Origin of the sequence: Lysobacter changpingensis, from assembly GCF_017308985.1 — a bacterium.
GTDB classification, from domain to species: Bacteria; Pseudomonadota; Gammaproteobacteria; order Xanthomonadales; family Xanthomonadaceae; genus Lysobacter_J; species Lysobacter_J changpingensis.
This window is the reverse complement of sequence record NZ_JADWPE010000003.1, coordinates 1,072,822-1,086,540: the sequence shown is the minus strand read 5'-3', so window position 1 is coordinate 1,086,540 and position 13,719 is coordinate 1,072,822. Positions and strand designations below refer to the sequence as shown.

The 13,719-nt window shown below is 65.9% G+C and carries 11 protein-coding genes and 2 tRNA genes; 10 read left to right on the top strand and 3 right to left on the bottom strand.

The features are described from left to right. Window positions 1-33: 33 nt before the first annotated feature. On the top strand, window positions 34-1,419 hold the full coding sequence (gene ppnN / locus I4U41_RS12000; RefSeq protein ID WP_206861327.1) for a nucleotide 5'-monophosphate nucleosidase PpnN: 1,386 nt from the start codon (window positions 34-36) through the stop codon (window positions 1,417-1,419). 63 nt (window positions 1,420-1,482) lie between these two features. Here the strand turns inward: ppnN and I4U41_RS11995 are convergent, their stop codons facing one another. Further along, window positions 1,483-2,535, bottom strand: a complete 1,053-nt coding sequence (locus I4U41_RS11995) for a sensor histidine kinase (protein WP_206861326.1) — start codon at window positions 2,533-2,535, stop codon at window positions 1,483-1,485. A gap of 129 nt (window positions 2,536-2,664) precedes the next feature. Between I4U41_RS11995 and I4U41_RS11990 the strand changes: the two genes are divergently transcribed. From I4U41_RS11990 to I4U41_RS11960, 7 genes are all read left to right on the top strand, one after another. After that, a complete protein-coding gene (locus I4U41_RS11990) occupies window positions 2,665-3,249 on the top strand; it encodes a GspH/FimT family pseudopilin (protein WP_320415181.1) in 585 nt (194 codons plus the stop codon). Between the two features lie 77 nt (window positions 3,250-3,326). Beyond that, on the top strand, window positions 3,327-3,800 hold the full coding sequence (gene pilV, locus I4U41_RS11985) for a type IV pilus modification protein PilV (protein WP_206861324.1): 474 nt from the start codon (window positions 3,327-3,329) through the stop codon (window positions 3,798-3,800). A gap of 2 nt (window positions 3,801-3,802) precedes the next feature. Beyond that, complete coding sequence (locus I4U41_RS11980) at window positions 3,803-4,891, top strand: prepilin-type N-terminal cleavage/methylation domain-containing protein (RefSeq protein WP_206861323.1); 1,089 nt, start codon at window positions 3,803-3,805, stop codon at window positions 4,889-4,891. Further along, window positions 4,891-5,439: a pilus assembly PilX family protein gene (locus I4U41_RS11975; protein WP_206861322.1), complete on the top strand. Its 549-nt coding sequence runs from the start codon at window positions 4,891-4,893 to the stop codon at window positions 5,437-5,439. The genes I4U41_RS11980 and I4U41_RS11975 overlap by 1 nt, the downstream gene beginning before the upstream one ends. Before the next feature lie 11 nt (window positions 5,440-5,450). Beyond that, window positions 5,451-8,789: a pilus assembly protein gene (locus tag I4U41_RS18395; protein ID WP_242525130.1), complete on the top strand. Its 3,339-nt coding sequence runs from the start codon at window positions 5,451-5,453 to the stop codon at window positions 8,787-8,789. Window positions 8,790-8,797: 8 nt separating this feature from the next. Next, on the top strand, window positions 8,798-9,364 hold the full coding sequence (locus tag I4U41_RS18530) for a type IV pilin protein (protein ID WP_305062268.1): 567 nt from the start codon (window positions 8,798-8,800) through the stop codon (window positions 9,362-9,364). Between the two features lie 332 nt (window positions 9,365-9,696). Continuing rightward, on the top strand, window positions 9,697-10,347 hold the full coding sequence (locus I4U41_RS11960) for a methyltransferase domain-containing protein (protein WP_206861321.1): 651 nt from the start codon (window positions 9,697-9,699) through the stop codon (window positions 10,345-10,347). 320 nt (window positions 10,348-10,667) lie between these two features. Here the strand turns inward: I4U41_RS11960 and I4U41_RS11955 are convergent. Next, window positions 10,668-10,744 (bottom strand) — tRNA-Asn (locus I4U41_RS11955). Between the two features lie 47 nt (window positions 10,745-10,791). Beyond that, on the bottom strand, window positions 10,792-11,328 hold the full coding sequence (locus I4U41_RS11950; protein ID WP_206861320.1) for a GspH/FimT family protein: 537 nt from the start codon (window positions 11,326-11,328) through the stop codon (window positions 10,792-10,794). Between the two features lie 151 nt (window positions 11,329-11,479). On the opposite strand from I4U41_RS11950, the gene uvrB reads away from it, so the two are divergent. Both uvrB and I4U41_RS11940 read left to right on the top strand, forming a co-directional pair. Further along, a complete protein-coding gene (uvrB, locus tag I4U41_RS11945) occupies window positions 11,480-13,513 on the top strand; it encodes an excinuclease ABC subunit UvrB (protein WP_206861319.1) in 2,034 nt (677 codons plus the stop codon). Between the two features lie 123 nt (window positions 13,514-13,636). Beyond that, window positions 13,637-13,711 (top strand) — tRNA-Val (locus tag I4U41_RS11940). The last annotated feature ends 8 nt before the right edge of the window (window positions 13,712-13,719 follow it).

Sequence of the window (13,719 nt, the reverse complement as noted above, 5' to 3'; positions counted from 1 at the left end):
AGGGCTGAAGAACGAGAACGAATGAAGAACCACATGAGCACCGCCATCCCGCTGGAAACCACCCTTCCCACCGTCAACGCCCGGATCTATCCGAAGGGCGGATTGGACGTCCTCTCGCACGCCGAGGTCGCGCGCCTGCGCGACGTCTCCACCGGCATGCACGACCTGCTGCGCCGCTGCGCGCTGGCCGTGCTGACCAGCGGCAGCGCGTCCGACGATCCGCGCGCCGCGCGCGAGCTGTATCCCGAATTCGACATCGAAGTGCACCAGCAGGATCGCGGCATGCGCATCGACCTGCACAACGCGCCGGCGATGGCGTTCGTCGATGGCGAGATCATCCGCGGCGTGGCCGAGCTGCTGTTCGCCGTGGTGCGCGATCTCGCCTACACGGCGATGGACCTCGGCCCCGATTGCGGTCGCGACCTGGAGAGCACCGAAGGCATCACCGACGCGGTGTTCGGCCTGCTGCGCAACGCGCGCATCCTGCATCCGACCGATCCGAACCTGGTCGTGTGCTGGGGCGGCCATTCGATCTCGCGCGACGAATACGTCTACACCAAGCAGGTCGGGTACGAACTGGGCCTGCGCGGACTGGACATCTGCACCGGCTGCGGCCCGGGCGCGATGAAGGGCCCGATGAAGGGCGCGACGATCGCGCACGCCAAGCAGCGCCGCTTCAAGACGCGCTACATCGGCATCACCGAGCCGGGCATCATCGCGGCCGAATCGCCGAACCCGATCGTCAACCACCTGGTGATCATGCCGGACATCGAGAAGCGCCTGGAGGCGTTCGTCCGCATCGGCCACGGCATCATCGTGTTCCCGGGCGGCGTCGGCACGGCGGAGGAAATCCTCTACCTGCTCGGCATCCTGCTGCGCGAGGAGAACGCGAACCTGCCGTTCCCACTGATCTTCACCGGCCCGGCATCGGCGGCGCCGTACTTCGAGCAGATCGACAGGTTCATCCGCCTCACGCTCGGCGAGGCGGCGACCTCGCGCTACGAGATCGTCATCGGCGATCCCGACCAAGTGGCCAGGCGCATGGCCACGGGCATCCGCAAGGTGCGCGAGCATCGCATCGCGCAGAAGGACTCGTTCTTCTTCAACTGGTCGATCGACATCCCGCTGACGTTCCAGCGTCCGTTCGTGCCGACGCACGAGGCGATGGCCGCGCTCGACCTGCACCACGGCCGCAAGCCGCATGAGCTCGCGGCCGATCTTCGCCGCGCGTTCTCGGGCATCGTCGCCGGCAACGTGAAGGAAGACGGCATGCGCCGCATCGAGCAGTTCGGACCGTTCGAGATCCACGGCGATCCGGACATGATGCAGTCGCTCGACGCGCTGCTGCGCGCGTTCGTCGAACAGCGCCGCATGAAGATCGCGGGCGAGTACAAGCCCTGCTATCGCGTGGTGGCGTAAGCGTCATCGAAGACCGGTGCGGTTCGCGCCGGCTTTCGTCATGCGGACGCACGTGGCCGGTGATCAGGCGTTCGTCGGCAACCGCACCGTCGCGATGAACCGCCGGCCTTCCTGCTGCGTCAGCACGCTGCCGCGACCGCCGGTCAGCGCTTCGATGCGCACCTGCGAGGCGTTCAATCCGACCTGATGGCCCGGCCGGTTCTCGCCGCCGGGCGCGAGCGGGTTGATGATCCGCACGATGACGGTCTCGGGCATCGTCGACACCGCGATCTCGATCTCGCCGCCTTCGGGGCGACGTTCGATGCCGTGGCGGATCGCGTTCTCCACCAGCGGCTGGATCGACAGCGCCGGCACCATCACGTGGGGGATCTCGCGCGGCAGCTTCCATTCGATGCGCAGGCGTTCGCCGAAGCGCAGCGATTCGATTTCCAGATAGCGTCGGGCGAGCGCCAGCTCGTCCTCCAGCGAAATGTCGCGCGGCCCCGCGAGCGCCGCGCGGAACAGGTCGGCCAGGTCCAACAGCAAACGCTCGACTTCCTCCGGCCGGCGATGCACCAGCGCCGCCCCGGTGTTGAGCGTGTTGAACAGGAAGTGCGGACGGATGCGGGCCTGCAGGGCTTCCAGCTCGGACTGCTTCGCATGCAGCGCGAGCTTCTGCGCGCGCCAGTGGCTCTGGAACGCGGCGAAACCGAGCACGCCCACCGTCAACGCGATGCCGGTGAGTTGCAGCAGCAGGGTCCGTACATCGGGGAACGTTTGCGAAAGCGCCGATCCCAGCAACTGGGTGATGGTGAATGCGGCCAGCCACGTGTTCAGCAGCAGCAGCACGAGGGCGACGAGGGCGATGTGGACCGGCCTGAGCCGTTCCAGGGGCACGCGCAACACGTACAGCATCGCCAGGCTCAACAGGCAAACCCACATCGCGCCGAACGACGCCAGGCCGAAGTACACCATGCGATCCAGCGTGAGTCCCGGCGCCAAGGCGAGGACGATGGCCAGTCCCTGGCCGCCCAGCAGCGTCCAGATGATCGCCGGCGGTTGCCAGAGCGGATCGAGCGGCCTGACGGAAGAGTCGGTCTTGCGCACGGCGATGAAGGCCTGATTCGAGACGGGCATCATGCCATTTGTGTCGGATTCCGCCGCGTCCTGCCACTCGCTCCGCCCGGCGGGCCGTCCGTCGCGGCGAGCTTGGCGGCGGGTCGGGCGCTCGCTAACGTATCGCCATCAATCCGCTAGGGGGCAGGCATGGGGAGCCTTGCGAGCCGGAGCGCTCGGTCGACGGCGGGGATGGGGAAGCAGTCCGGTGTATCGCTAATTGAGCTGATGGTCACACTTGCCGTGCTCGGCGTGCTGATCGGCCTTGCGGTGCCGTCGTTCTCGCAACTCATTGCCCGCAACCGGCTGACCGCTGCAGCCAACGAATACGTATCCGCGATCCAGACGGCGCGCATGGAAGCCGTGCGTCGCAACGGGCGGGTGGTCCTGTGCCCGAGCGCCAACGGCACCACGTGCTCCGGCGCCGACTGGCAGCGCGTGATCCTGTTCTTCGACGCCGACCGCAACAATGATGCCGGCGCGGGCGACACGTTGATCCGCGATGTGGTCGCGACACAGGGCGGCATCGTCGTGAAGGGGACGGCGCCGCTGGCGACCAACAACCGGATGTGGTTCAGCGCGGACGGTTTCGTGCGCATGGGCAATCCGGTCGTGCGCAGCGCGGACATCACGCTGTGCTCCAGCGCCGTTGACAGCGGGCCGAACCTGCGCAGCGTGAAGGTCAACGTCAGCCGCGTCCACGTCGAGCCGTCCGTCGTCGCCGGCTGCAACTAGCGGCACGTGGGAAACATCTGTTCGCGAACGCACAGGACGTGCGTTCCCGACAACCTGAAAGACATCCGGGAGTTCGCATGATCCATTCGCCACCTCCGCCCCGTCGGCGGTCGCAGCAGGGCGCCACCCTGCTCGAGGTGCTGATCGCCGTGCTGATCATGGCGATCGGCCTGCTCGGCATCGCCGCCCTGCAGGCCGTGACGTTGAAGAACACCAGCAGTTCGGCCGAGCGCACGCAGGCCATCATGCAGACCTACACCATCTTCGACGCGATGCGCACCAACCGCGAAACCGCGCGCAGTGGCGGCTACAACCGCGCCTGGACCTGCGAAGCGCCGGCCGCGGGCGACGACGACGACGCGCGCGCCATCGGCGAGATCGGCGCGTGGATCTCGCAGCTCCAGGCCAACATGGGCGAGACCGCATGCGGACGCATCCAGTGCGGCACGCAGAGCTGCACGGTCGGCGTGCGCTGGAGCGACAGCCGCGGCACCGGTGCCAAGGCCGACAGGCCGGTCCAGATCGAAATCCAGACCACGAGCAGGCTGTGATCATGAAACAGACTCCCACCTCACGCAGCCGCCAGTCGGGCCTGTCGCTCATCGAGCTGATGATCTCGCTCGTGCTGGGCCTGATCGTGGTCGGCGCGGCCAGCGCGGTGTTCCTGTCGAATCGTCGCGTATACGGCACCTCCGAAACGGTGAACCGCATCCAGGAGAGTTCGCGCGTCGCCTTCGAACTCATGTCGCGCGATGTGCGCGAGGCCGGCGGCAACCCGTGTTCCTCGTCCGCCACCCTCATCAACCAGCTGACCACCGCCGACGACAGCTGGTGGCAGTCGTTCGCGCAGGGAATCCGGGGATACAACGGCGCCACCGCGACGCCCGGCACCGTGTTCGGCTCGGCCGCCGCGAACCGCGTGAACGGCACCGACGCCATCGACCTGCATCTGGCGAACACCGGCGATTACCGCGTCACCGCCCACACCAACCCGAGCGCCGAACTCGATCTGAATACCAACGCCGGCGTCACCGAAGGCGAGATCCTGATGGTGTGCAACATGGATTTCGCCCTGATTTTCCAGGCGACCGGCTTGAGTTCCACCGACAAGGTGCAGCACAACGGCGGTGGCGGCGCCGCCACGCCAGGCAATACGTGCGCGGCGTTCAAGTTCGATCGCACCGGCACCTGCTCGGTGAACCGGTATTGCATGCTGGTCCCGACCGGCGGCGCCGCGAGCGCGGAGTGCGACCTGAAGAGCGACACGCCGGCGCGCATGGCGCGGGTGGTCTCGGTCCGCTGGTACATCGGCAACAACGGTCGCGGCAGCACGTCCCTCTACCGCGCCACGCTCACGACCAAGGACAACAACGCCACGCCGGATCCGCTGGAACCGCCGGTGGAAATCGCCGAAGGGGTCAGCGGCTTGAGCATCACCTACCTGTCGAACGGCGGTGCCGCCTATCAGGCGCCCGCGGCCGTCGCGAACTGGAGCAACGTCGTCTCCGCGCGTATTTCGCTCACCTTCTCCGGCGTCGAAGGCGGCCTCGCCGCGGGCGACATCCGCGGTACCGACGGCAACCTGCTGACCCGGACCGTCGTCAACACGGTTGCCCTGCGCAACCGGCAGGGGGTGCTGTGATGCGCTCGTATTCTCCCGCGCAGCGCGGTAGCGCGCTTCCTGTCGTGCTGCTGCTGTTGCTGCTGGTCACCGTGCTGGGGCTGGCCGCGATGCGCGGTTCGCTCATGCAGGAAAAGATGACCTCCAACGCCGTCGCGCGCAGTTACTCGTTCCAGGCCGCCGAGGCGGTGCTCCGCGAGGCGGAGTCGTTCGCCCAGGCCAAGCCGGCGATGCCGGCGGCGGGTTGCAACGGCGGCTTGTGCGCGCAGCCGCTGGACGGCGCCCAGTCCGCGTGGGAAGCCGCCGGATTCTGGGACGACGGCGGAGCGGGGTACCGCATCGCCACGACGGAGTTCAAGACCGGCGATCCCGATGATCCGGTCGTGATCCGGCCGAAGTACGTGGTGGAGGACTTCGGCCTTGGGTCGATCAACTCCAACTGCTCCACCGACCTGGACGTGTCCGCCGCGCCTTGCTCGACCAAGGTGCAGCGCTATCGCGTCACCGTCTACAGCCGCGCACCCAATGGCGCGGAAGTGATCCTGCAGTCCGCCTACGAAGTACCGTGACGGAGCCGCCCATGAAAACCAAGAACAAGATTGCATCCATGTCGAGCCGCGCTCCGCTGGCCGCGTTCATCGCCACCCTGCTGGCCTTGCCCGTGCACGCCGCGACGTTCCCGAACTACCCGCTGCAGACCGGCACGAACTCCGTGCCGCCGAACATCCTGTTCATCCTGGACGATTCAGGATCGATGGAATGGCGGTACATGTACAACCCGAGCGTCAGCAGGATCTACTACGGCTCCGATGAGGTAAGCAGGCCCACCGGCAACAACAGGAGCTCAGACAGCTCCTACGATCCGTTCGACAACGACATCCGCGCGGTGTACGACCAGTCGCCGGCCACCAACACGCTCTACTACAACCCGGAGATCACGTACGAGCCCTGGCTCGGCAGCGACGGCAAGCCGATCGCCGGCGGTACCACTTACGGCAGCGCTTACAGCAGTGCCCGGAGCGCCGGCCCCGGTTCCTCCACGATCAGCCTTTACAACCAGGGCACCGCGTACTTCTACGTGTTGAAGTCAAGCACGGCCGATGCGACAGACCTCGGCAACTACGACCGCTACACCATCTCGAACAAGGGTGTCATCACGCGCTGCACGACCGTCAGCCGCAGCAACTGGGGCGGCAATTACTCCTGGTCGAAGTGCGACCCGGCGACCCCGGTGCTGAAGGATGGCACCCAGCGCAGCGAAGAGGCCGAACGCAACAACTTCGCCACCTGGTATTCGTTCCACCGCACCCGCATGAAACTCGCCAAGGCAGGCGCGAGTCGCGCCTTCGACGCGGTGGACAACGTGCGCATGGGGTTCTGGTCGCTCCACAACAATGCCGATGGCGACTTCAACATCCCGGTCAAGACGAATGAGGGAAAGTTCGAAGGCGCCAACCGCGACAAGTGGTACGAGAGCCTGCTGGACGCCGACCCGAGCGACGGAACGCCGTTGCGAAGCACGCTCGACAAGGCGGGCAAGTACTTCTCGCGAGACGATGGCGATGGTCCGTACGGCCCCAACGAGGCCGCATCGGAGCAGCTCGCGTGCCGCCAGAACTTCACCGTGTTGACCACGGACGGTTACTGGAACGGCGACAGTGGTTTCAGCATGGCCAACTACGACGGCACGGATGCAACGGACACGATCACCAGTCCCAAGCTCGACGACGGAACCACCGCGCACTCGTACACGTACAAGGCCGTCGCTCCCTACACGGACGGCCAGAGCAACACCCTCGCCGACGTGGCCATGAAGTACTGGCGCACGGACCTGCGCACCGATCTGCCGAACGTGGTGCCGCGTCCGAAGACGGGCGACGCGTTCTGGCAGCACATGATCACGTTCGGTATTTCCATCGGCCTGAAAGGCACGCTGGACCAGTCCTCCGTGGAGGAGGTGCTGGCGCAGAAGGGTGTGACCAAGGATGGCAGGACCGTGGGCTGGCCGACGCCGAGTGCTGACAGCACCAACAACATCGACGACCTGCTGCATGCCGCCGTCAACGGCCACGGCGAGTTCATCGCCGCGACCGACTCTCAGAAGTTCTACGACGCGCTGAAGGACGTGCTGGGCAAGATCGACGCGAAGCGCGCGTCGGGCTCGAACGTTGCCACCAACAGCACCTCGTTCCAGTCGAACACCCGCGCCTACCAGGCGACCTACATGTCGGGCGAGTGGACGGGCGACATGCTGGCCTACGACGTGACTGCCAAGGGGATCTCCACCACGGCGGCCTGGACGCTGTCGAAGCAGGTGGCGTTGCCGGAGAACAAGTTCGCCGATCGCGGCGTGTTCACCTGGAGCGGTACCCAGGGCACGTCGTTCCCGACCGGCGACCAGGCTACCGCACTGACCCGCACCGGCTCCATCGCGCCGGTGGAGGGCGACGACAACGCCGCCTACATCAAGGGCGACCAGTCCCTGGAGCAGGCCAAGGGCGGCAAGCTGCGTACGCGCAGCGGCCTGATCGGCGACATCGTCAATTCCTCGCCGTTCTACGTGAAGGAATCGGAGAGCATCTTCATCGGCGCCAACGACGGCATGATGCACGCCATCGATGCGCTGACCGGCAAGGTCAACTTCTCCTATGTCCCGGCCGGCCTGGATTTTGCCGCGCTGTCGACGATCAGCAAGCCCGAGTACGAACACCACTTCTTCGTGGACGGTCCCATCTCGGTGTCGGCTTACCGCCAGACCGCCGACAAGAATTACCTGGTGGGCACCCTGGGGCGCGGCGGCAAGGGCGCGTACGCACTGGATGTCACCCGGCCGTCGAACTTCAGTGCCAGGAGCGTCCTGTGGGACCGCACGGCCGATGTCGACAATGACATGGGCTATGTCCTGGGCGCGCCGCTGATCACGCGCGGCAACAACAACGTGGACATCGCCATCGTCGCGAACGGTATCGACAGCGCGAACGGAAAGGCCGTGCTTTACGTCTACAACCTGACGACCGGCGCCGAGATCAAGCGCTTCGACACGGGCGTTGCCGGTGGCAACGGCTTGTCCGCTCCGCGCGGCGCCGATCTCAACGGCGACGGCAAGGTGGACTACGTCTATGCGGGCGACCTGAAGGGCAACGTCTGGAAGTTCGACATGACCGGGACCGGCGCCGGTTCCTGGACCATCTCGGGGAATGCGCCGTTCTTCACGACGGGCACCAACCAGCCGATCACCGGCGGCCTGGCGCTGGCGCGCGACCCGGTCAACCGCAACAACATCTGGGTCGCGTTCGGCACAGGCCGCCTGATCACGGATGGCGACATCGAAACGACCGACACGCAGCGCATCTATGGCCTGATGGACGACGGCACCGCTATCGTCAACCATTCCGCGCTGGTGCAGCGCTCGATCGCACTGGTGACCGACGACGGTAAGTACCGCGCGTTCGAGAAGTACTCGGCGCTCCCGACCGGCAAGCGTGGCTGGTACGTCAATCTTGGCGTTCCGACCGAAGGTGAGCGCGTCGTCAGCGGTCCACGCATCAACGGGCGTGCGCTCTGGGTCTCGAGCATCATTCCGGAAGCAGGCAAGGGGTGCGAGTCCGGCGGTACCGGCTACCTCAACGCCCTGGACCTGTTCACCGGCACCAGCGGCGGAGACGACTCCGGCTCGTCCACCTCGTACATCGACGTCAATGGCGACGGCAACGGCAAGAACGACAACATCGGAAGCGGCGATGGCGAGTTGCCGGTGGGTTCGGTGAACCTTGGCATCGGCATGCCGACCGAGTCGAACCAGATCGACAACCTGGTGCTGGTGTGCGGCTCGGATGGCAAGTGCGGTACGGTTCCGACGCCACCGGGTGGCGGTACGCCGAAGCGGCTGTCGTGGCGCGAGCTCTACAATCGGGAGTAGCAGGGGCTTTGGAACACCTCGCCGGCGCGGCGCAGGAGCGGGCGCGCCGGCGGAGCAGCGTCGAATCCGCCGTAAGCCAGGCCGGGCTTCCACCGGGCTGGCGATCTGGAGAACGCACAGGACGTGCGTTTTTCAACTATCTGACAGGGAACCTGACAATGCGTAACAAAGCCACCGGCTTCACGCTGATCGAGCTGATGATCGTGGTCGCGGTCATCGCCGTCCTGGCGGCGCTCGCCTACCCGAGCTATCAGGCACACATCGCCAAGACGCGCCGTGTCGCCGCAGGTGCGTGCCTGACCGAGCTTTCGCACTTCGCCGAACGCTACTACACCACCAAGATGACCTACGAGGGCGCGCAGAACGAGCTGCCTGCGACGACCTGCCGCACCGAACTGGCGAATCACTACGATTTCAGCTTCGCGGCCGATCCCACGGCGTCGACCTATCGGCTTATCGCACAACCCAAGGGCGTGCAGGCGTCGAAGGAGACCAAGTGCGGAACGCTGGGCGTCAATCAGTCCGGCACGAAGGACGTCAGTGTGAGCGGCGCCGTCGCGAGCGATTGCTTCTGAAATGCAAAGGCCTGCTTCGCGCAGGCCTTTCTCGGCAGCGGCGTGACGCCGGGAAACCAGACAAAGAAAAAGGCCTGCAGTATTCGCTGCAGGCCTTTTCGAATCTGGCGCCCGAAGTTGGACTCGAACCAACGCTCTCCGGATTGGCAGTCTCAGGTTGCCTGACAGCTACGCGCTTGTTGCGTATGGGCCGACGCTAGAGCGGCTGTGCAGGACTCCGACGAGTCGGTCCGAAGCAGGCAGCTTCTGACAGCAGATCTGCGGTGCACTCCGCAGCCGTCGGGTCGGAATGGTGGCATCCTTCCCACCCAGCGTGATGCTGGGAGAAGGGCGTGTCGGCAGGAGCAATCGTTCGGAAGATCGCGGGACCGCTAGAGCGCAAACTCTGCGCCGCCTATCGCGCCGTCTTCATCAATGTCCATCGGTGCACTGAGCAGATCGTCCAGGCGATTCCCGAGAACGCCTACCTGATCGACGTGGGCGGGGGCGACGGTGAGCCGCTGAACTACCTGCTGCGCATGCGGCCGGACGTCACGGTCGCCATGCTCGACCTCCGCGCCCAGATAGGCATGTTCCTGGACCCTGATGTCCGCGAGCGCGTCACGCTCCACCCCAGCACGTCGCTCGCCGCGTACCGCGCCCAGGCCGGCCGCCGCGCCGACGCGCTGCTGGTGAGCGATGTGATGCACCACGTGCCGTCGCAAGGACGCGCCGTGTTCATTCGCGACTGCCTCGCGCTGCTCAAGCCGAACGGCGTGCTGATCGTGAAGGATGTCGCCCCGGGCGGCCTGATCTCCCATCTCGGCGTTCTGGCCGACCGGTACATCACGGGCGACCGGCATGTGGCCCTGATGGAACCATCGGAGCTCGTCGCCCTCGTGGAGGGCTCCGGCGATCTGCGCATGAGTGGTGTACTCCTCGACCGCCGCGAGCATCCGAACTTCGCGATAGCCTTCCAAGGCCCCGCCGATCGCCTCGCATGATTCGGGACGGGTCGGCGTGCGATGCCGGGATGTCCGGTCTCGGCTACCTGATCACCACGGCCATTGATGAGCCACCAACGTCTACCAGCGGTGGTTCGCGGCCCTGGACATGGTCGGGTCGTCCGACGGCTTGAAGCTTGGCCGTGCCTTCGTCTGCAGCCGTGCCGGAACGAGTCCATCTGAAGACGATCCAGGTGAGCACAACTATGGCGACGACGGTTCCCTCCACGCGGCGACGTCGCCCCTGAATCGGATTTCGGACACGCCCCGTTTTCGCGACACAACAAAAAGGCCCGCATCGCTGCGAGCCTTGATGTGCTTGGCGCCCGAAGTTGGACTCGAACCAACGACCCCCTGATTAACAGTCAAGTGCTCTAACCGGCTGAGCTATTCGGGCGGGGAGCGACATTGTAATGCCTCCAGCAGTAGGGTCAAGCCTGCCCCTTACGGTTCTGGTGCGCATTCCTGGAGCCTGGTCGGGCGCTCGGAACGTGCTCGTCCGCCGTTGTTGACGACAACCCTGCCGAGTTCGCGATGGTCCCCGAGGCGACATATTCGCAGGGTGACATTGCTGCCGGCGCTGAAGCCGCTCGGCTGGTAGCGAACCAGGTGTCGGCCCACGGTACTGCGGACCGAAATGCCGGACAGATCCGGTGTCGCGTGCTGGAGGATTGCGTCCGTCCCCGCCGGCACGCCGTTCCGCGCGCGGTCGATGAAGGTGATCCAGCCCTGATCCCAGATCAGGTCCTTCCGGCATTGGCGTCCGTCGCGGCTCGGGCAGACGCCGACGGTGATGCGGCGGCTGACTGCCGAAAGCCGGGCGTGCGCCAGCGACGTGGTGAGGGCGCTGAATGCGCCATGCACCCGCACGCGCTCCAGCGCGCCCATGAAGGCGGGCACGCCCAGCGTCAGCAGCACGGCGGTGACGGCGACGACCACCAGCAATTCCAGCAGCGTGAGGCCGTTCGCGCGTGCTGCCATGGTTCAAATCCGTTCAGATAAACGGAAACCAGTATTCGTACGAGCCATCGCCGACGGCAGCGGGCGAGCGCCCGGCGAAGGGTAGGGAAACGCCGTTCCCGCCCCCATCCATAAAGCCCACTACACTGAGGAATTTTCCGGAGCCATGCCGATGAACGACAGCCTCCATCCCGCCGGATTCCAGCTCGTCTCGCCGTACCAGCCCGCCGGCGACCAGCCGCAGGCGATCGAGCGGCTGGTGGCGGGCTTCGAGAACGGGCTGGCGGCGCAGACGGTGCTGGGCGTGACCGGTTCGGGCAAGACGTTCACCGTCGCCAACGTCGTCCAGCAGGTGCAGAAGCCGACGATCGTGATGGCGCCCAACAAGACGCTCGCCGCGCAGCTGTACGGCGAGTTCAAGGCATTCTTCCCGAACAACGCGGTGGAGTATTTCGTCAGCTACTACGACTACTACCAGCCGGAAGCCTACGTGCCGTCCTCGGACACGTACATCGAGAAGGACAGCTCGGTGAACGAGCACATCGAGCAGATGCGTCTTTCGGCCACAAAGGCCCTGCTGGAGCGCCGCGACGCGTTGATCGTCTGCACCGTGTCGGCGATCTACGGCCTGGGCGATCCGAACGAATACTTCCGCATGGTGCTGCACATGGTGCGTGGCGAGCGCATCGACCAGCGTGAGCTGATCCGTCGCCTCACCGAGATGCAGTACACCCGCAACGACACCGAACTGCGTCGCGCGACCTACCGTGTGCGAGGCGAGGTGGTGGACGTGCATCCGGCCGAAAGCGATGCCGAGGCGTTGCGCATCGAGCTGTTCGACGGCGAGATCGAACGCCTCACGCTGTTCGATCCGCTCACCGGAGAGTCGCTGCGCACCGTGCCGCGCTACACCATCTACCCCGGTTCGCATTACGTGACCACGCGGCGCACCGTGCTCGACGCGATCGAAACCATCAAGGAAGAACTGCGCGAACGCCTGGAGCAGCTCTACGCGCAGAACAAGCTCGTCGAAGCGCAGCGCCTCGCGCAGCGCACGCAGTTCGACCTGGAGATGCTGGCCGAAGTGGGCTACTGCAACGGCATCGAGAACTACAGCCGCCACCTCACCGGCCACATGCCCGGCGAGCCCCCGCCGTGCCTGTTCGATTACCTGCCGCCGGACGCGTTGCTGGTGGTCGACGAATCGCACGTGACCGTCCCGCAGATCGGCGCGATGTACAAGGGCGACCGCTCGCGCAAGGAAACGCTGGTGGAATTCGGTTTCCGCATGCCGTCCGCGCTCGACAACCGCCCGCTGCGATTCGAGGAATGGGAAGGCCGTTCGCCGCGCGCGATCTACGTCTCCGCGACGCCCGGTCCGTACGAACTGCGCAAGTCGGAGGACCAGATCGTCGAATTGGTGGTACGGCCCACCGGCCTGATCGATCCGGAAGTGGAGATCCGCCCGGTCGCCACGCAGGTCGACGACGTGCTGGGCGAAATCAACGAACGCGTGAAGATGGGCGATCGCGTGCTGATCACCACGCTCACCAAGCGCATGGCGGAGAACCTCACCGAATACCTCGGCGAACATGGTGTGCGCGTGCGTTACCTGCACTCCGACGTGGACACGGTGGAGCGCGTGGAGATCATCCGCGACCTGCGCCTAGGCAAGTTCGACGTGCTGGTCGGCATCAACCTGCTGCGCGAGGGCCTGGACATGCCGGAGGTGTCGCTGGTGGCGATCCTCGACGCGGACAAGGAAGGCTTCCTGCGTTCGGCGGGCTCACTGATCCAGACCATCGGCCGCGCCGCGCGCAACGTGCGCGGCAAGGCGATCCTGTACGCCGACCGCATCACGAAGTCGATGCAGGCGGCGCTCGACGAGACCGATCGCCGTCGCCAGCGCCAGGTCCAGCACAACCTCGAGCACGGGATCACGCCGCGATCGGTCGCCAAGCCCATCGTCGACATCATGGAAGGCGCACGCGCCGAGCCCGGCGAGACCGCGAAGGGGCGCGGCAAGGGGAAGAAGGTCGCCGAAAGCATGGCCGACTACGCCAAGCTCACCCCGGCGCAGTTCGCCGCGCGCATCAAGGCGCTCGAGCAGCAGATGTACGAGCACGCGAAAAACCTGGAGTTCGAGGAGGCCGCGGCCGTGCGCGACCAGCTGCGGCAGCTGAAGGACGCCGGATTCGCCGCCTGAACCGGCCGCAGCGGTCCGGTGCCGCCGACCTGTTGCCGCAGCGGGGCCGACGGTTTACACTGCGCGCCCCTCGACGAGCGGTTCGCGGCGGGGGGGAATCCGGATGAAGTCCGGCGAAATTCCGGGCGGTTAGCTCAGCGGTAGAGCACTACCTTGACATGGTAGGGGTCACAGGTTCGAACCCTGTACCGCCCACCACTACACAG